Annotated in this window: 18 protein-coding genes; 9 read left to right on the top strand and 9 right to left on the bottom strand. The window is 41.9% G+C overall.

All coding sequences use genetic code 11. From position 1 onward, the window contains the following. Positions 1–55: 55 nt before the first annotated feature. A complete protein-coding gene (gene pruA / locus ACQ93I_RS13215) occupies positions 56–1681 on the bottom strand; it encodes an L-glutamate gamma-semialdehyde dehydrogenase (protein WP_431698912.1) in 1626 nt (541 codons plus the stop codon). A 138-nt stretch (positions 1682–1819) separates the two neighbouring features. On the opposite strand from pruA, the gene ACQ93I_RS13210 reads away from it, so the two are divergent. Then, entirely contained in the window at positions 1820–2539 is a 720-nt protein-coding gene (locus ACQ93I_RS13210) for an NRDE family protein (RefSeq protein WP_431698911.1), read from the top strand. Between the two features lie 322 nt (positions 2540–2861). On the opposite strand, the gene ACQ93I_RS13205 is transcribed toward ACQ93I_RS13210, so the two are convergent. The 4 genes from ACQ93I_RS13205 to ACQ93I_RS13190 form a co-directional block, all read right to left on the bottom strand. Further along, positions 2862–3032 carry a hypothetical protein gene (locus ACQ93I_RS13205; RefSeq protein WP_431698910.1) on the bottom strand — a complete coding sequence of 57 codons (171 nt, stop codon included), beginning with the start codon at positions 3030–3032 and terminating at the stop codon, positions 2862–2864. Positions 3033–3476: 444 nt separating this feature from the next. Then, positions 3477–3863 (bottom strand): Co2+/Mg2+ efflux protein ApaG, encoded by a 387-nt coding sequence (gene apaG, locus ACQ93I_RS13200; RefSeq protein ID WP_431698909.1) that lies wholly within the window; start codon positions 3861–3863, stop codon positions 3477–3479. A gap of 1 nt (position 3864) precedes the next feature. Next, entirely contained in the window at positions 3865–4947 is a 1083-nt protein-coding gene (locus tag ACQ93I_RS13195) for a DUF3667 domain-containing protein (RefSeq protein WP_431698908.1), read from the bottom strand. Positions 4948–4966: 19 nt separating this feature from the next. Next, positions 4967–6217, bottom strand: coding sequence for a DUF5103 domain-containing protein (locus ACQ93I_RS13190; protein ID WP_431698907.1), 1251 nt, complete (start codon positions 6215–6217; stop codon positions 4967–4969). Positions 6218–6375: 158 nt separating this feature from the next. Between ACQ93I_RS13190 and ACQ93I_RS13185 the strand changes: the two genes are divergently transcribed. The 8 genes from ACQ93I_RS13185 (at position 6376) to ACQ93I_RS13150 (ending at position 13831) form a co-directional block, all read left to right on the top strand. Next, positions 6376–7722, top strand: a complete 1347-nt coding sequence (locus tag ACQ93I_RS13185; RefSeq protein WP_431698906.1) for a Na(+)-translocating NADH-quinone reductase subunit A — start codon at positions 6376–6378, stop codon at positions 7720–7722. A gap of 10 nt (positions 7723–7732) precedes the next feature. Beyond that, positions 7733–8917 (top strand): NADH:ubiquinone reductase (Na(+)-transporting) subunit B, encoded by a 1185-nt coding sequence (locus tag ACQ93I_RS13180; RefSeq protein ID WP_345599072.1) that lies wholly within the window; start codon positions 7733–7735, stop codon positions 8915–8917. Positions 8918–8919: 2 nt separating this feature from the next. After that, a complete protein-coding gene (locus tag ACQ93I_RS13175) occupies positions 8920–9663 on the top strand; it encodes a Na(+)-translocating NADH-quinone reductase subunit C (protein WP_431698905.1) in 744 nt (247 codons plus the stop codon). A 2-nt stretch (positions 9664–9665) separates the two neighbouring features. After that, positions 9666–10424: an NADH:ubiquinone reductase (Na(+)-transporting) subunit D gene (locus ACQ93I_RS13170; RefSeq protein ID WP_266069467.1), complete on the top strand. Its 759-nt coding sequence runs from the start codon at positions 9666–9668 to the stop codon at positions 10422–10424. Between the two features lie 24 nt (positions 10425–10448). After that, entirely contained in the window at positions 10449–11063 is a 615-nt protein-coding gene (nqrE, locus tag ACQ93I_RS13165; protein ID WP_266069468.1) for an NADH:ubiquinone reductase (Na(+)-transporting) subunit E, read from the top strand. 10 nt (positions 11064–11073) lie between these two features. After that, entirely contained in the window at positions 11074–12363 is a 1290-nt protein-coding gene (gene nqrF / locus ACQ93I_RS13160) for an NADH:ubiquinone reductase (Na(+)-transporting) subunit F (protein ID WP_431698904.1), read from the top strand. 95 nt (positions 12364–12458) lie between these two features. Then, on the top strand, positions 12459–12815 hold the full coding sequence (locus tag ACQ93I_RS13155) for a Na(+)-translocating NADH-quinone reductase subunit F (RefSeq protein WP_431698903.1): 357 nt from the start codon (positions 12459–12461) through the stop codon (positions 12813–12815). 2 nt (positions 12816–12817) lie between these two features. Further along, the gene (locus tag ACQ93I_RS13150; RefSeq protein ID WP_431698902.1) at positions 12818–13831 is read left to right on the top strand and encodes an FAD:protein FMN transferase; all 1014 of its coding nucleotides are present in this window, start codon (positions 12818–12820) and stop codon (positions 13829–13831) included. Between the two features lie 6 nt (positions 13832–13837). Here ACQ93I_RS13150 and ACQ93I_RS13145 read toward each other — a convergent pair whose 3' ends face one another. The 4 genes from ACQ93I_RS13145 to ACQ93I_RS13130 are packed head-to-tail and all read right to left on the bottom strand — an operon-like array spanning position 13838 to position 16395. Further along, entirely contained in the window at positions 13838–14605 is a 768-nt protein-coding gene (locus tag ACQ93I_RS13145) for a class I SAM-dependent methyltransferase (protein ID WP_431698901.1), read from the bottom strand. Beyond that, on the bottom strand, positions 14602–15165 hold the full coding sequence (locus ACQ93I_RS13140; RefSeq protein WP_431698900.1) for an HNH endonuclease: 564 nt from the start codon (positions 15163–15165) through the stop codon (positions 14602–14604). Before ACQ93I_RS13140 ends, ACQ93I_RS13145 begins: the two co-directional genes overlap by 4 nt. Then, positions 15158–15982, bottom strand: coding sequence for a type I methionyl aminopeptidase (map, locus tag ACQ93I_RS13135; RefSeq protein WP_431698899.1), 825 nt, complete (start codon positions 15980–15982; stop codon positions 15158–15160). Before map ends, ACQ93I_RS13140 begins: the two co-directional genes overlap by 8 nt. Continuing rightward, positions 15979–16395, bottom strand: coding sequence for a BT0820 family HAD-type phosphatase (locus tag ACQ93I_RS13130; RefSeq protein ID WP_266069475.1), 417 nt, complete (start codon positions 16393–16395; stop codon positions 15979–15981). The genes map and ACQ93I_RS13130 overlap by 4 nt, the downstream gene beginning before the upstream one ends. Positions 16396–16399 lie beyond the last annotated feature (4 nt).

Below are 16399 nucleotides of genomic sequence, written 5' to 3'. Positions count from 1 at the left end.
AAAAAAAGCCGCCAGAAAATATTTTTCTGGCGGCTTTTAATGAAGGGTTGTTTTGCTATTCTCCCAGGAATGGGTATCTGTAATCTGTTGCAGTTACAAAAGTTTCCTTGATAGTTCTTGGTGAGATCCATCGATATAGGTTGAGGATAGATCCTGCTTTATCATTGGTTCCGCTTCCACGTGCTCCTCCAAAAGGTTGTTGTCCCACAACGGCTCCTGTAGGTTTGTCATTGATGTAGAAGTTTCCTGCGGCATTCTGTAATGCTTTGGTAGCTTCCGCAGCTGCGTAACGGTCTTGAGAAAGAATTGCACCAGTAAGCGCATATTCAGAGTCATCTATCAACTTGAGGGTTTCATTCCATTTTTCATCCTCATACAGGTACACTGTCACTACAGGTCCAAAAAGTTCGGTACACATCGTACTGTATTTAGGGTTCTCTGTAAGTATAACTGTAGGTTCTATGAACCAGCCTTTAGATTTATCGTAATTTCCACCAACTACAATTTCAGCATCGCTGTCATTTTTTGCAGCATCAATGAATTTCGCCAGCTTATCGAACGAAGCCTCGTGAATTACCGCAGTGATGAAGTTGCTCATATCTTCGGGTGATCCCATCTTGAAAGATTTCACATCTTCTACCAGGTAATTCTTAACTTCTGCCCACATGCTTTTTGGGATGTAAACTCTTGAAGCAGCGCTACATTTTTGCCCCTGGAATTCAAATGCTCCTCTCGAAATAGCCGTTGCAACCTGCTTTGGTTTTGCACTTGGGTGCGCAAGAATGAAATCCTTACCACCTGTTTCTCCCACAATTCGGGGGTACGATCTGTAGTTGTGAATATTCTCACCAATCTGCTTCCAAAGGTTTTTAAAGACCGTTGTACTTCCGGTGAAGTGGATTCCGGAGAATTCTCTATTTGCCAGAATAGTGTCTGAGATCATTTTTGGGTCTCCCATCACCATATTAATAACACCATCTGGCAATCCGGCTTCCTTAAATACTTCCATAATTACCTTGGCCGAATATACCTGCGAGTCGCTTGGTTTCCAAACCGCAACATTCCCCATTAATGCAGGGGCCGAGGGTAAATTACCCGCAATTGCCGTAAAATTAAAAGGAGTTACTGCATATACAAAACCTTCAAGAGGGCGGTATTCGAGCCTGTTCCATGCTTCCGAAGAAGATTCAGGTTGTTCCTCATAAATGCGTGTCATGTACTCTACATTGAAACGAAGGAAGTCTATCAATTCACAAGCCGAGTCAATTTCAGCCTGAAATATATTTTTTGACTGCCCAATCATGGTCGCAGCATTGATCTTGTAACGGTAAGGACCGGCAATAAGCTCGGCTGCTTTTAGAAAAACGGCTGCTCTTTGTTCCCATTCAAGATTTGCCCATTTTTCGCGGGCATCAAGAGCAGATTGTATCGCCTTTTCCACATGCTCTTTTGAAGCTTTATGATAGTCTCCAAGATGATGCTGATGATCGTGCGGCGGATTCATAGGTGCTGTATCACCAGTTTTGATCTCTTCGCCACCAATATAAAGTGGTACCTCTACCTTGCTGTTGTACAATTCTTTATAAGCCTTTAAAACGGCTTCTCTTTCGGGTGTTCCCGGGGCATATGACTTTACGGGTTCATTTACTGCCTGCGGAACCTGGAATACACCTTTTCCCATACTGTTGTAATTTTTTTTTGATTTCTAAATGTATGGTCGTAAAGGTAAAAAAATTAAAATAGTTTTACTTACTCAATTTTTTACTGAACTTTACTCAATATCAGCACCTAAAAGGTAAAAAATCTTAATTTTTTCATAATGTGTACGGTTACTATCCTGCCTTTAAAAGGCCATAATTCGTTTGTTCTTACTTCCAATCGTGATGAGGCTCCGGGGAGGCAAACACTGCCGCCAAAAACCTATGATGTTGCAGGCTCAAAAATGGCATTTCCGAAAGATGTTTTGGCCGGGGGCACCTGGCTGGGAGTGAGCGATCGCAAACGTGCCATTTGTCTGCTGAATGGTGCCTTTAAAAAGCATGAACGAAAACTGCCTTACGGCAAAAGCAGGGGAGTGGTGGTAAAAGATCTATTGGCTGCTGAAGATTTTACTGAAGCTGTTGAAGGCTATAACTTTTCTGAAGTTGAACCTTTTACTATCGTAGCAGCCGATTGGCAAGAGCAACTTTTATTTTTTGAACTTGTGTGGGATGGAAATCAAAAGCATTTTAAGAAGTTGCCGCTGAAGCCTCACATCTGGTCTTCGAGTCCGCTTTATTCTGAAGAAATGAAGCAGCTGCGGGAAGAGTGGTTTTTAGAGCTTCAACTTCAGCAGAAAGAGAATATAGATCCTGAAGCATTGCTCAATTTCCACTTTTCAGCAGGAAAAGGAGACAGCGACAAAGGTGTGGTTATGGATCGGGGTTTTGTAAAGACCGTGAGCGTCTCCCAGGCGATCATTTCTGAAGCAAAAGAATCATTCTACTATAAAGATCTGGCTACTGGAGAGGAATCGACCTTAAATTTGGAATTGAGTTGAGGGTGTAATCGATTGTGGTCGCAGGCTCTCGTTGCAGGTTTTCTGTTCCAGGTTCCAAGTTACAGGTTGCAGGTTGCAAGTTACTTGTTGTGAAGTTCCGAATTGCGTGTTGTCCTTTCTTCAATTCAGTTTTGTTGTTCATTTTCACAGGCTCCCGGTTGCAGGTTGCACGTTGCAGGCTCCTGTTGCAGGTTGCGAAGTTCAGAGTTTTAGGTGTTAAAAATGACATTTTACGATGTAGATTTGAAGATAAGAAATGAAGAGAATTGGTTGCAGGTTTTCTGTTCCAGGTTGCAGGTTGCGGGTTGCGAAGTTTCGAGTTTTAGAGTGTCAAAAATAGCATTTTATGATGTTGATTTGGAGAGAATATGTTACCCGTTACAGGTTGCAAGTTGCCTTTTAGGGGTCGCAGGCTCCCGGTTGCACCTTGCACGTCGCAGGCTCCTGTTGCAGGTTGCGAAATTGCGAGTTTTAGGGTTGTCAAAAATGACATTTTACGATGTTGATTTGAAGATAATTATTGAAGAGAATAGGTTATCCGTTGCAGGTTGCGTGTTGCCTTTTAGGGGTCGCAGGCTCCCGGTTGCAAGTTGCGGGTTGCGAAGTTCCTCAGTGCAGTTTATTTTTTCTGACCACTGGCTACTGTCGAGTTGTCAAAAATGGCATTTTCTGATGTTGATTTGAAGGGAATAGCCTACCCGTTGCAGGTTGCGTGTTGAGAAGTTCCGAATTGAGTCTTCCGGTTATTCAGTTCAGGTTTTCCGTTTCGGGTTGCGAAGTTCGTAAGTGAGCTTGCCTGTATATAGTTGCACATTTTCGGGTTGCGAAGTTCCTCAGTGCAGTTTATTTTTTTTATTTTCTGACTTCTGACTTCTGACTTCTGACTTCTGACTACTGACTACTGACTACTGACCACTATGGGGGTGTCAAAAATGAGCTAATTCAATGCAAAAGGGGCGCTGAGTTTAAAGGAGGGAATGGCGACTCTGAATTTCCTGGTGGAAGTAAAATTGATCATGCTGTAAAAGCCGCTCATAGATCCAAATGGAGAGGTGAGTAGACATCCGCTTTTGTAGGTGTGGGATTCTCCCGGTTTAAGCACCGGTTTCTTTCCTATTACTCCTTCGCCTTCCACAATTTCTGTACGGTTAAGCGCATCTTTTATCTTCCAGAACCTGGAACTGAGTTGCACAGAATCTTTACTTTGATTCTCAATAGTGATTTGATAGCCAAAGGCGAAGTGGACTCTATAGTTTTTATAGAAAGTCCCTTCAAAATTTGTTTCTATAGAGATTTTTATGCCTCTGGTAATTTGTTGAATCATGCTAGTAGATCGCAAATGAAGCCAGCACCGAAAATATGAATGCTAATAAAGCTAAAGTAAAGAATATAATATTTATTATAATAAACTTTATCAACGTTTTAACTCTTCCCTGTCCGTAGAATTTTCTAAAAGCTTTATAGAGGTAAAAAGCGAAGATGAACATGGCAAGCGCGGTGGCAAAATTGCTGTTGAAGAGCGTATTAATGCCCACTGCTATTCCAAAAAGCACAAACCAGGTGGTTTGATTGTGGAAGGTAAAGATGAGATGTTCCATGTATGTGAAAGGCCTCCTCAAATAAAGCAGCCAGATGAACAGCGCAAAAACCGGAAGGTAAAAGAAGATGATGAACGGCAGCTTGCTGTAAAAATAACTCCAGAAAAGATTAGCATCTGAACCGAATATTTTTGAGTTCACGGTTTTCTTGTAAAACCATTGATTAAAGCGGGAATTTGAATAATTGAGGCTGTCTAAAGCAACTTTGGAATTTCTCATCCCGGTAGCTTCATAATGATCTGAAAATACCTGCCATTGCTTTATTCGGGCATTTAAAAAGCTCATGGTGTCCAGATCTTTTTCCGCAATATATTCTGGGGTTGAGATGCTGTCGTTGGCAGGAAGAAATACTTCTAAAGGCGGGTTTTCTATACCCTGGGCGGTTAAAATGGAATCAACTTCCTTTTGTTCTTCTGCACTGCCTTCCAGGTCGAAGTTAATGGGTGATTCAACTTCGTGAGTGACACTCCAAAGCAGGAAAAAAATAATGGAAGCGCTTAGGTAAAACCGGTAAGGATTGGCATAACGCACCCTCTTTCCCTGGATGTAATCTTTTGAGATTTTTCCGGGTTTAAAAAGCAGGGCTCCCAGGGTTCTGTAAAACCGGGAATCGTAAGCAAAAATTCCGGCGAAAAATTCGTTGAAAAAATCGTTAAAAGCCAGCTTTTTGGTGCTGTTAAGCTGACTGCAGTTTGGGCAAAATTCATCACTGATATCAAGAGGATGATGGCAGTTTAGGCATTCTGTGCTGCGGTACTTCAGTTTATGCCGCTCCTTGTATATCTTCGGTAAATTTTGACCCTCGTTCATGAGAAACTATGCAGATAATTTAATTGCTGATGTTTAATGAAGTAGCTGAGCCCATTCCAATAACCCTGGTAAACCTTCCGCCGGGAGGCAGGTAGTAGATGAGCACGGTATAATCGTTTTCGGTGCTAACAAAATTTCCGCTTATAAAACCTTCATCAAGAATGCCATCCTTCCGAAGAAATACATATTTGTAATCGTAGTATCCCTGTTTGAAGAGGCGTGCCGTTTCATAAGCGCCGGTGTTAGGGTTGTATTCGAGTTTTGTGCTTTCATCAAGCACGAAATTATTAAACTGGCCGTAAAGATGTACTTCACCACCTTCAAAAGGCTCGGGGGCAGCGAGGGCAAAATGGGTCCACACGTAGCCGGCCTCAATATCGTCTTCAAGCGCTTGAAATTTTCTCACCAAAAATTTTCCGTTGATATCGGGATTATAGGTGTAGTGTTCAAATGCCCTTATCGCGTCTGGGAAGAGGTAATGATGATATAGATCCTGGAGGTCAATGTACTGTATTTTTACGGTTGCCGCCCGCAAATCTTTGCTGTCAAAACTAAGGAATTCGTTACCGGCCCAGAAGGAAGTGAGGTCGTTGTATTTATAAATAAGGCTGGTGCCAATGTGGTACTGTGGGCGTATGTTGTAGATCGCGGTTTTTAAATTGTTGTTTTGAAGGATAACCGCCCAGGTTGATTGTTCCGGGTTGCGAATAATGAATTCGGGCGAGTCTACTTCAAAATTCACCACGTGTTTTGTTTGAATATTTCTCACTTCCGAAGATTTTCGCACGGCTACCTGCACACGGGTAAGAGGTTCGTAAACAATGAACTTTCGGGAGAATACCAGTTCTTTATTATCGTTAAAGATCTTTATTAAATAATTACCACTAACTTTAAGCGAACGGGTATTGTCATTGGGGATGCGCAGCTCGTAGTGAGAGTAAAGCTGAAGCGTGTTGAAAGAATTCTCGTAGTTAGTAATGCGAACGTTATCAAAGCCTTCTAAATACTCATTTTTAAGTAATTCTGAAGGTGTCCAGTCGTAATTAAAATGCTCAATAGTGTAATAGTAATTGGCCTCATCGCCTACCAGGTCGTCAAAAGTGAGCAACAGAGGCTCTCCCAGTTTAATGACAGGCACTCCGCTATACTCGTTAGAGCCAGTAAAGATTACGGTTCTTATAAAATTTGGAGGAGGATTTTCTACCGTCTGTGCGGCAGCAGAAAAAATTCCCAGGAGTAAAAAGAAAAAGAAGGATAAGTTTAACTTCATGCACCAAAAATAAATTTAAATATACTCAAAAACTGATTAGCATCATTATTTGTTCACTTTAACAAAATCTAAGGGAATTTATTCATTTTAAATTGGGATTTGTGGGTCGGAAATGAGTAAATTTGCCCGATTTTAAATGAAATTTAACACTTCGTCCTATGTCCAACGACATTAGAATTAAAAGAGGGATTACGCTTCGCCTAAAGGGTGAAGCCGACAAGACCCTTGTTGACGCACCCCGCTCCAAAACCTATGCTGTAAAACCGCCCGATTTCCATTCGGTCATACCAAAGATGGTGGTAAAAGAGGGTGCAAAAGTAAAGGTGGGTGATGAGCTTTTCTTTTCTAAATACACCGATAAGATTCGTTTCACTTCTCCTGTTAGTGGTACTTTAAAGGAAATTGTGAGAGGAGAGAAACGCCGCATTCTTGAGGTGGTGATCGAGGCTGATGCTTCAGATGACTACCGGGAATTTGGTACTCTTGATCCTTTAAACGCTGAAGCCGATGCTGTAAAAAGCCGCATCCTCGAAAGTGGAAGCTGGGCTTTCCTGAATCAGCGTCCTTACGATATTCCGGCAGATCCTAAAGATACCCCAAAAGCTATTTTTGTTTCGGCAATGAACACTGCGCCGCTTTCTGCAGATGTGGAGTTTATCCTGAAAGACCGCATGGAGGCTTTTCAGGCCGGGCTTAATGCCCTTACCAGGTTAACCCCGGGGAAGGTGCATGTTTCTGTAAACGGACAGGGTAGTGGAGTCTTTAAAGGTCTTAAAAATGTGGAAATTCACAACGTTTTTGGTCCGCATCCTGCTGCCAACGTGGGAGTACAGATACATAAGATCGATCCAATCAATATGGGAGATCGGGTTTGGACTGTTAAGCCTGAAGATGTTGCAAACATTGGAGATCTTTTCCTTAGCGGTAGGTTCACGCCAGTACGTACAGTAGCTGTTTGTGGAAGTGAGGCCAAGGAAAGGAAGTACTTTAGAACCCGAATTGGAGCTCCGGTAATTGATCTTTCGGGTGCTGTAGATACAAAAAATGTAAGGGTGATTTCCGGAGATGTTCTTACTGGAGAGCAGGTGAATACCGGGCAGTATATCGGCTTTTTTCCAAATGAGCTTACTTTAATACCCGAGGGTAATAAGTATCGTGCATTTGGATGGTTGCCGTTTACCTACAATAACATTCCTTCTAACTCACGTACTTCCTTAAGTTGGATGTTCCCTAATAAGAAATTTGAGGTGAACACTAACCTACACGGTGAAGAAAGAGCATTGGTGGTGACAGGGGAAATGGAAGAGGTGATGCCAATGGATATTTTCCCTATGCAGCTGTTAAAAGCCTGCATGGCGGCAGATATTGAAAAAATGGAAAATCTTGGGATCTATGAAGTGGCTCCCGAAGATTTTGCACTTGTAGATTATGTGAACACTTCAAAAATAGAGGCGCAAGAAATAATACGCTTAGGGCTGGATCTCATGATCACCGAAGTTGGATAAACTGTTTACTATGGAATGGATTAGACAAAAATTAGATAAATTTAAGGAGCCCTTTGCTAAGGGTAAGAAACTTGAAAAGTATTCTCCGGCAATTAATGCGCTTGATACTTTTCTTTTTACTCCAAATCACACTACGAGAAAAGGTGCCCATGTGAGGGACGCGGTAGATTTAAAGAGGGTGATGATCACTGTGGTGATCGCCCTGCTGCCGGTGCTGCTTTTTAGTATGTGGAATGTGGGATACCAGTACCTCAAACAAATTCAGCCTGAAGTTGACTTCTGGGATGCCTTTGGTCACGGTGCACTTGAGATCCTGCCAATGATCGTAGTTTCCTATGCGGTAGGTTTGGGGATTGAATTCGCTTTTGCCATTTTTAGAGGGCATGAAGTGAACGAAGGTTACCTGGTAACCGGACTTTTAATTCCGATGATCATGCCTGTAGGCTTGCCTTTATGGATGCTTGCAATTTCGGTTGTATTTGCTGTTATAATTGGAAAAGAAGCTTTTGGAGGAACAGGAATGAATATCTTAAACCCTGCTTTAACAGCCAGGGCCTTTGCTTTCTTTGCTTATCCAACTTATATGTCGGGTAACCAGGTATGGGTGATGAATGCTGCTAATGTAGATGGTGTATCTGGAGAAACTATTTTAGGAACTCTTGCAGCCGGACAGCCGGTTGAATACACTACTATGGATATGTTCTGGGGAATGATTCCCGGATCAGTTTCAGAAACTTCAGCAGCCTTATGTCTGTTGGGAGCTCTCTTCCTGATCTTTACAAAAGTAGGAAGCTGGAGAATCATGTTAAGCGCAGTAGTGGGAGCTTCTGTAATGGGATTGATCTTTAACGCGCTTCCTGCAATGGGAGTGGAAGGTAACTCACTTACAAATTTCCCCTGGTACAATCATCTTTTAGCTGGAGGTCTGGCTTTTGGTATTGTTTACATGGCAACAGATCCTGTTTCGGCTGCCCAAACCTATAAAGGGAAATGGGTCTATGGATTTCTTATAGGTTTCTTATCAGTTATGATCAGGGTGTTTAACCCTGCTTATCCTGAAGGAGTGATGCTGGCAATTCTGTTAATGAACGTATTTGCTCCAACTATAGATCACTACGTGATTCAGGGTAATATTAAACGTAGAGTGAAGAGAAAAGCAGCAGGTATTAACAAACAAGTTGAAACTGTAGTATAGTTATGGAAGAGAAAACAGTAAATAAGACGAACACCAACTCGTACACTTTCATTTTTGCCATCATTATGGTTGTGGTAGTAGGGGTGGTTCTTGCTTTTGCCGCTACCTCGTTGCAGCCAAGGCAATATGAAAACATGCGCCAGGAAAAGATGCAAAACATCCTTGCGACAGTAGGTGTTGAAACCGACAGGGCCGGAGCCGAAGCTTTATTTGAGCAGTACATTAAAGAACAACTTGTTCTAAATAATGAGGGGCAGGAGAAAGAAGGAGTGAATGCTTTTGATGTAGATCTTGCTAAAGAGCTTAAAAAAGTTGATACCGAACAAAACTTTCCGCTTTATATAGCCGAGGTTGACGGGGAAACCTATTACATTATTCCGCTTAGAGGAGCAGGGCTTTGGAATGCCATTTTTGGATACATTGCTCTACAGGATGATGTAAATACCATCAAAGGAGCCGTGTTTGATCACCTTGGGGAAACTCCGGGACTTGGTGCCGAGATTACTCAGGAGTGGTTTAGAGAGCGCTTTACAGATGAGAAGATCTTTGATGAGAATGGAGAACTTATAGGGGTATCTGTTGTTAAAGGAAACAGCAGTACTTCTAAGGATGATAATAAGGTTGATGCAATTTCGGGTGCAACTATTACCGGAGATGGGGTTTCAAATATGATTTCAGAGAGACTTCAGCATTACCTGCCTTATTTCAAGAGCAAAACAGAATTAAACGTTGCAAGTAATTTATAGTTATGGCACAGGAGACAAAAAATAGACCTGAGCAAATTGCTGAGGTAGACAAGGAAAGTAAGAAAGATGCAATGATCCTTTTTCTTTCTGATTCAGAAGAGAAAGAGCACTTTTTATCAAGGGCCAACAGAAAGTTACTTTCAGATCCTCTTAACGATGATAACCCTATTACCGTTCAGGTTCTGGGGATATGTTCTGCACTTGCGATTACGGTGCAATTAGAGCCTGCTATTGTAATGGCAATTGCGGTAACTGCGGTTATGGCTTTTAGTAACATGATCATTTCAGCACTAAGAAACCTAATTCCAAACAGGATTAGGATTATCGTTCAGCTTGTGGTAGTAGCCTCTTTGGTGGCATTGGTAGATCAGGTGCTTAGGGCTTATGCTTATGATGTAAGTAAACAACTATCGGTATTCATTGGGCTTATCATTACCAACTGTATTGTAATGGGGCGTCTTGAGGCTTTTGCTTTAGGTAACGGTGTCTACAAGTCTTTTCTTGATGGAATTGGAAATGCTGCAGGATATGGTTTGATCCTTATTATCGTAGCATTCTTTCGTGAGCTTCTTGGAGCTGGTAAGCTTTTTGGCTACGAGATCCTTGGGCACAAAGGAGCTACACTGGCAGAATCTACAGGGCTTTACGCTCTTGGATATGAGAACAACGGTTTAATGCTCCTTTCTCCTATGGCACTTATAGTGGTAGGGATCATTATTTGGGTACAGCGCTCAAGAAACCGTAAATTAATTGAAGCCTAATCTATAACTTCAAAAAAACCGACTATGGATTATATAAATTTATTCGTACGAAGCATCTTCATTGAGAACATGATCTTTGCATATTTCCTGGGAATGTGTTCGTACCTCGCAGTGTCCAAGACCGTTAAAACAGGGGTTGGATTAGGTGCAGCGGTGATCTTCGTGTTGACAATGACCGTGCCCATCAACTTTTTACTTGATAAATATCTTTTAAGGCCGGGTGCACTTTCCTGGTTGAATGAAGAATATGCAACCATCGACCTTAGTTTTCTAAGTTTCATAATGTTCATCGCCGTAATTGCAGCTATGGTACAGCTTGTAGAAATGGTAGTTGAAAAGTTTGCTCCCGCACTTTATGGTGCCCTGGGTATATTCCTTCCGCTTATCGCAGTAAACTGTGCTATTCTTGGAGGTGCGCTGTTCATGCAGCAAAAAGATTTCTCGGGTATTGGGGAAGCAGTAACTTATGGTTTGGGAAGTGGAATTGGCTGGTTCCTGGCTATTCTTGGAATTGCAGCTATTCGTGAAAAAATCGCTTATTCAAACGTTCCTGCGCCGCTCAAAGGTTTGGGGATCACTTTTATAATCACCGGACTTATGGCTCTTGGATTCATGAGTTTCATGGGAATCAAAATATAGAGAGAAAGCAATGGAAGTAATTATAGCAAGTGTTATTGTATTCTTAGTCCTAATCTTAATCCTGGTTGCTGTTCTTTTGGGAGCAAAAGCCAAGTTAATACCATCGGGACCTGTAAAGATCAATATTAACAACGAAAAAGATATCGAAGTAGGTTCGGGGGGTACGCTCCTGTCTACTTTAGGTGAGAACAAACTGTTCCTTCCTTCTGCCTGTGGTGGAGGTGGTACCTGTATACAGTGTAAATGTATTGTTGCTGAGGGTGGTGGGACTATCCTGCCAACAGAAGAACCACACTTTACCCGTAAAGAAATTGCCGATGGCTGGCGTCTTGGTTGCCAGGTAAAAGTGAAGCAGGATATGAAGATTACCATTCCTGAAGAAGTTTTTGGTATCAAGAAATGGGAAGCTACTGTAGTAAGTAACTACAACGTAGCATCATTTATCAAGGAATTTGTAGTAGAAATTCCTGAAGATATGGATTATAAGGCTGGAGGATATATCCAGATTGAAATTCCGAAGTGTGAGGTGAAGTATGAAGATATGGATATCACCGCTCACCCTGAAGAACATCCGGGAGAACCTGATAAATTTAAACTGGAGTGGGACAAGTTCAACTTGTGGCCACTTGTAATGAAGAACCCTGAGGTAGTGGAGAGAGCTTATTCTATGGCTTCTTACCCTGCCGAAGGAAGAAGGGTTATGCTTAACGTTCGTGTGGCGACTCCGCCATGGGATCGTGCTAAGAACGACTGGATGACAGTAAATCCAGGGATAGCTTCTTCTTACATCTTCAATCAGAAAAAAGGAGATAAGGTTACAATTTCAGGACCTTATGGCGAATTCTTTATCAACCACAGCGATGCCGAAATGCTATACGTTGGTGGGGGAGCCGGGATGGCGCCAATGCGTTCGCACTTATATCACCTCTTCAGAACTCTTCAAACCGGAAGAAAAGTAACTTACTGGTATGGCGGACGTTCTAAGAGAGAATTGTTCTACACAGAACACTTTAGAGCTTTGGAAAGAGATTTCCCTAACTTTAAGTTTTATATCGCCCTTTCTGAACCTCTTGAAGAAGACAACTGGAAAGTTAAAGATGGAATTGAGGGAGAAGGAGATGGTTTTGTAGGCTTCATTCACCAGGTGGTAATTGATAATTACCTTAGCCTGCACGATGAGCCTGAAGAAATTGAATTCTACTTCTGTGGGCCACCATTAATGAACAAGGCTGTTGAAAAAATGGCCGATGATTTTGGTGTACCACCAGAGAATGTAAGATTTGATGACTTTGGAGGATAACCTGAAGAAGTTAAAATGATAAAAAACAGCTGCCTTTTGGTGGCTGTTTTTGATTTGGGCACATTATATTAATCTGAATTAACTAATTTTGGATCATGTCACAATTAACCAATCAGGAACTGCATAATCTTGCAATGAACATTGTGGGGAAAGATCTTGAAGAACAGGGATATCAATTTTTAGGTGTAAACAGTGATTTTAAAAAAGATCCTCAGTTTGTGGCCTTACGAGATAAGAAATTGCATTTTGTTATAGTACGTGCAATAGAATATCCGCACGATCCTCGAGATATTGATATGATCTTTCTTGAAACCGTGAAAGAACATGCTTTGAAATTTAATGCCCGCACGTTCTATGCCGGTGTAGGACTGGCAAACTCCAGAGATTATGAGTTACCCGTTACAAGTTCAGAAGATTATATTGTTAATTACCCCGGCCTAAAAGAAATCTAAAAATGACATTTTTAAGACCTGTTTTTCTGCTGCTTTCATTCTTCTTGATCCTTTCCTGTTCTAAAGCCGATAAGCAAAGGAACGCTTATGGTGAAGCGTTAGGCACTACCTATGCGATAAGCTATTATTCCGAAGATATGATTCCGCTGGATAAAGCGCTCGATTCAATTTTTGAGCGGGTTAATCAGTCTATGAGCACCTACATGGAATCTTCTGATATTTCCAGAATCAACAGGGGAGACAGCCTTGTAGAGGTAGATACCCTTTTTCAAAATGTTTTTAAACTGTCTAAAGATGTGTGGCAGCATAGTAACGGATACTTCGATCCTACAGTAGGAGATCTTGTCAATCAATACGGATTTGGTCCTGAATCGGGTCCTAAAGAAATAGATTCAGTGACTATAGATTCCCTCATGCGTTCTGTAGGTTTTCAAAAACTGGAATTAAAAGGTAATAAGCTTGTAAAAGAAACGCCTGAAATTTACCTGGATTTTAATGCTATTGCTAAAGGTTATACCATTGATCTTATAGGTCATTACCTCAATTCAAAAGGTGTTGAAGATTATTTGATTGAATTAGGTGGAGAACTTTTGGCAAAAGGTGTAAACCGAAAAAGAGAGTCTTATTGGACTGTGGGAATAGATGATCCCACACAGGAGGAGGGACAAAGAGAACTGACTGCTACTATAGGATTGCAGGACAAAGCTATGGCCACCTCGGGTAACTATCGTAAACATCGTACAGACTCTGAGACAGGTGCCCAGTACGTGCATACTATTAATCCTCTCACCGGCTTTGCCCAAAAAAGCGATCTTCTTAGTGTTACCGTACTTGCCGAAAATTGTGCTTTAGCAGATGCCTATGCCACTGCTTTTATGGCCATGGGGTTTGACCTTTCAAAAATGGTACTGTCGCAAAACAAAGATTTAGATGCTTTTCTTATCTACGCTACACTTGGTGGAGAAATGAGAGAATACGCTACCCCGGGTTTTAAAGAACTAATGGAAGATCTTTAACGGGTTTTATTTTTTTGCTACGGGAATAATTTCTCCCTTTGCGAGCCGGTATTTATTTACCAGTTGTAAATTCATTTGAGAGGTAAGGTCTACTTCTTCTACCCTAAAGCCAACTTCTCTCAGTTTGTCGAAGTAATCTCGTCCATACACCCTTACATGGTCATATTGCCCGAAGATCTTTGCCCGTTCGGCAGGATCGGTAATCGAATTGTCTTCAAAAGTTTTTTCCCGGTTTAAATCCTGCGGAATCTGAAGAATTGCAGTGCCACCAGGACTTAAGATCCTAAATATTTCCTGCATTGCCTTAGTGTCATCTGGAATATGTTCCAGCACATGGTTACACAGAATGAAATCAAAGCTGTTATCTTCAAACGGAAGGTCGCAGATGTCGGCTTTTACGTCGGCCAAAGGAGAGTTTAGATCTGTGGTAGTATAGTCAAGATTATTTAATTTCCTGAAGCGCTTGTAAAAAGCCTGTTCAGGAGCAAAGTGCAGTACTTCATGCGGGGCAGTAAAGAAAGTGGTGTGTTCTTTTAGGTAAAGCCATAATAGCCGGTGTCGTTCCAGGGAAAGGGTAGAAGGGGAAAGTACATTCTCACGTTGCTGTTCATAGCCATAAGGCAGGAATTTTGAAAAGCTTCGGCCGTCAATGGGATCTGTATAATTACTTCCGCGAAGCGTAAGCAGAAAAACAGGTTTTACCGCATAGCTAAGGCGGATAAGTACAGGCCGGGGAATCCTGTTCAAAAAAAACTTGAAAGCTTTCCCAATCATACCTTAATGTCTCCCCAGTTTTCTCCCGATTTGATGCGGTAGAGCTGCATTTCTGAAACCCCGAATTGCTTTGCCAGTACCCTTATGCGGGTTTTTCGGTTGGGGTCAAGCAGTTTTTTCTTAAGGACTGTGGCCTGGGCATAACTTAGCTTGGAGTAGCATTTTATGGTGCCCAGCTTTCGCTTCAGCTTATTTTCCTTTACCTGCGGATTGTTCTGTTGATGCGCCACCCACTCTTTTTTGGTCACCCAGGCGAGGTTACTCACTTTATTCTCTGTTTTGTTGTAGTTCCTGTGAATTACGTATTCATCTCCTTCCTTTTGCGCTATAAAAAGTTCGGCTACTACACGATGAATATAACAGGCCTGTTTTTTGCCATTTTTGAGAGTTGCAACAAAGGTGAGGAAGCCTTGAGATTTTCCACCTTTCAGGAGATCTCCGTCAGGATTTTTTACATAGCTCACTACTCTCCCGTAATTAGAAACTGCATACCTGAAGCGGTCGTGCCATTTCTCTCTGGAATAGGGGAGCCATTTTTCCTGGCGAAAATTTTTAATCATGGAAGTTGATTGTTTGTGCCCTAAATTCTTCTTCTTCATTACTTTCTATTCCCAGAGCCTCATAAATGTAATGAAAAGTTGATAATAGTTCTGGCTTTCCATCAATTAAAGCTACATCATGTTCAAAGTGGGCACTTGGTTTATTATCTGCAGTGAGAATGGTCCAGCCGTCGCGCAATTGTTTAATTCGGTGTGTACCGGCATTGATCATAGGCTCAATGGCTACTACCATGCCTTCAATGAATTTTTTTCCGCGGCCGCGTTTTCCGTAATTCGGCATCTCTGGATCTTCATGCATTTTAGCTCCCAGGCCATGACCTACCAGCTCTCTTACCACTCCAAAGCCATTCTTTTCGGCGTGTTGTTGAATGGCAAAACCTACATCTCCCACCCGGTTCCCTAACTGGAATTCCCGAATCCCTATGTATAGGGATTCTTTGGTAACATCCAGTAATTTTTGTGTTTCAGGGGTAATTTCTCCTACTCCAAAGGTGTAGGCATGATCTCCGTAAAATCCATTTTTAAAGGCCCCGCAATCAATAGAAATCACATCTCCTTCCTTGAGAGGCTCGTTATTAGGAATACCATGTACCACCTGGGCATTGGGGCTCATACATAAAGAATTGGGGAAATCGTACATTCCAAGAAAACCCGGCTCGGCACCGTGGTCACGAATAAACTCTTCGGCCATTTTATCGAGCTGGAGGGTGGTAACTCCCGGCTTAACTTCAGAAGCCAGCATTCCAAGCGTTTTCGACACGATTAGGGCGCTGTGGCGAATAAGTTCAATTTCTTCTCTGGTTCTTTGTATGATCATAACTTTTTAAAAATACTTAGCAATTTATTCTTTTTTTTGGGCAGCACGGGATCAACTTTAGAAGTCTCTATAAGTTGATGATAGATCTCCCCCCAGGGGGGGAGACCATTAATATTGCGGTCGTCTATAAAAAGATCGGCCAGGATCTTACGACTCATGGCCTTCTCTTCAAATTCCTCTTCCGGATAACTTTTATTGACTGCATAAAAGCTGATGCCTTTGCTCTCGCAAAAGTCTACCGCTTCCTGTAATTTAACTCCGCTTCTATAAGTCCAGAGTATGATTTGATGTCCTTCCTGTTGAAGTTTCTGTAAAGCTTCAAAAGCAAACAAAATGGGTTTGCCTATTTCGGGATAGCGGTTTTCCACCAATGTTCCGTCAAAATCTACAGCTATTGTCAACAATTTGGGCATATGC

The sequence above is a fragment of the Salinimicrobium sp. WS361 genome (genome assembly GCF_050750585.1).
Taxonomy (GTDB): Bacteria; Bacteroidota; Bacteroidia; order Flavobacteriales; family Flavobacteriaceae; genus Salinimicrobium.
The sequence above is the reverse complement of the archived record's forward strand: the minus strand, read 5'-3'. Positions and strand labels throughout refer to the sequence as shown.

What these genes read in the sequence shown, in the direction of transcription:
- ACQ93I_RS13210 (WP_431698911.1), top strand. Translation starts at nt 1,820, where the DNA reads ATGTGTACGGTTACTATCCTGCCTTTAAAAGGCCATAATTCGTTTGTT.
- ACQ93I_RS13130 (WP_266069475.1), bottom strand. Translation starts at nt 16,395, where the DNA reads ATGCCCAAATTGTTGACAATAGCTGTAGATTTTGACGGAACATTGGTG.
- nqrE (WP_266069468.1), top strand. Translation starts at nt 10,449, where the DNA reads ATGGATTATATAAATTTATTCGTACGAAGCATCTTCATTGAGAACATG.
- ACQ93I_RS13195 (WP_431698908.1), bottom strand. Translation starts at nt 4,947, where the DNA reads ATGAACGAGGGTCAAAATTTACCGAAGATATACAAGGAGCGGCATAAA.
- ACQ93I_RS13140 (WP_431698900.1), bottom strand. Translation starts at nt 15,165, where the DNA reads ATGATTAAAAATTTTCGCCAGGAAAAATGGCTCCCCTATTCCAGAGAG.
- apaG (WP_431698909.1), bottom strand. Translation starts at nt 3,863, where the DNA reads ATGATTCAACAAATTACCAGAGGCATAAAAATCTCTATAGAAACAAAT.
- ACQ93I_RS13205 (WP_431698910.1), bottom strand. Translation starts at nt 3,032, where the DNA reads ATGTCATTTTTGACAACCCTAAAACTCGCAATTTCGCAACCTGCAACA.
- ACQ93I_RS13190 (WP_431698907.1), bottom strand. Translation starts at nt 6,217, where the DNA reads ATGAAGTTAAACTTATCCTTCTTTTTCTTTTTACTCCTGGGAATTTTT.
- ACQ93I_RS13185 (WP_431698906.1), top strand. Translation starts at nt 6,376, where the DNA reads ATGTCCAACGACATTAGAATTAAAAGAGGGATTACGCTTCGCCTAAAG.
- ACQ93I_RS13155 (WP_431698903.1), top strand. Translation starts at nt 12,459, where the DNA reads ATGTCACAATTAACCAATCAGGAACTGCATAATCTTGCAATGAACATT.
- ACQ93I_RS13175 (WP_431698905.1), top strand. Translation starts at nt 8,920, where the DNA reads ATGGAAGAGAAAACAGTAAATAAGACGAACACCAACTCGTACACTTTC.
- ACQ93I_RS13145 (WP_431698901.1), bottom strand. Translation starts at nt 14,605, where the DNA reads ATGATTGGGAAAGCTTTCAAGTTTTTTTTGAACAGGATTCCCCGGCCT.
- ACQ93I_RS13170 (WP_266069467.1), top strand. Translation starts at nt 9,666, where the DNA reads ATGGCACAGGAGACAAAAAATAGACCTGAGCAAATTGCTGAGGTAGAC.
- pruA (WP_431698912.1), bottom strand. Translation starts at nt 1,681, where the DNA reads ATGGGAAAAGGTGTATTCCAGGTTCCGCAGGCAGTAAATGAACCCGTA.
- map (WP_431698899.1), bottom strand. Translation starts at nt 15,982, where the DNA reads ATGATCATACAAAGAACCAGAGAAGAAATTGAACTTATTCGCCACAGC.
- ACQ93I_RS13180 (WP_345599072.1), top strand. Translation starts at nt 7,733, where the DNA reads ATGGAATGGATTAGACAAAAATTAGATAAATTTAAGGAGCCCTTTGCT.
- ACQ93I_RS13150 (WP_431698902.1), top strand. Translation starts at nt 12,818, where the DNA reads ATGACATTTTTAAGACCTGTTTTTCTGCTGCTTTCATTCTTCTTGATC.
- nqrF (WP_431698904.1), top strand. Translation starts at nt 11,074, where the DNA reads ATGGAAGTAATTATAGCAAGTGTTATTGTATTCTTAGTCCTAATCTTA.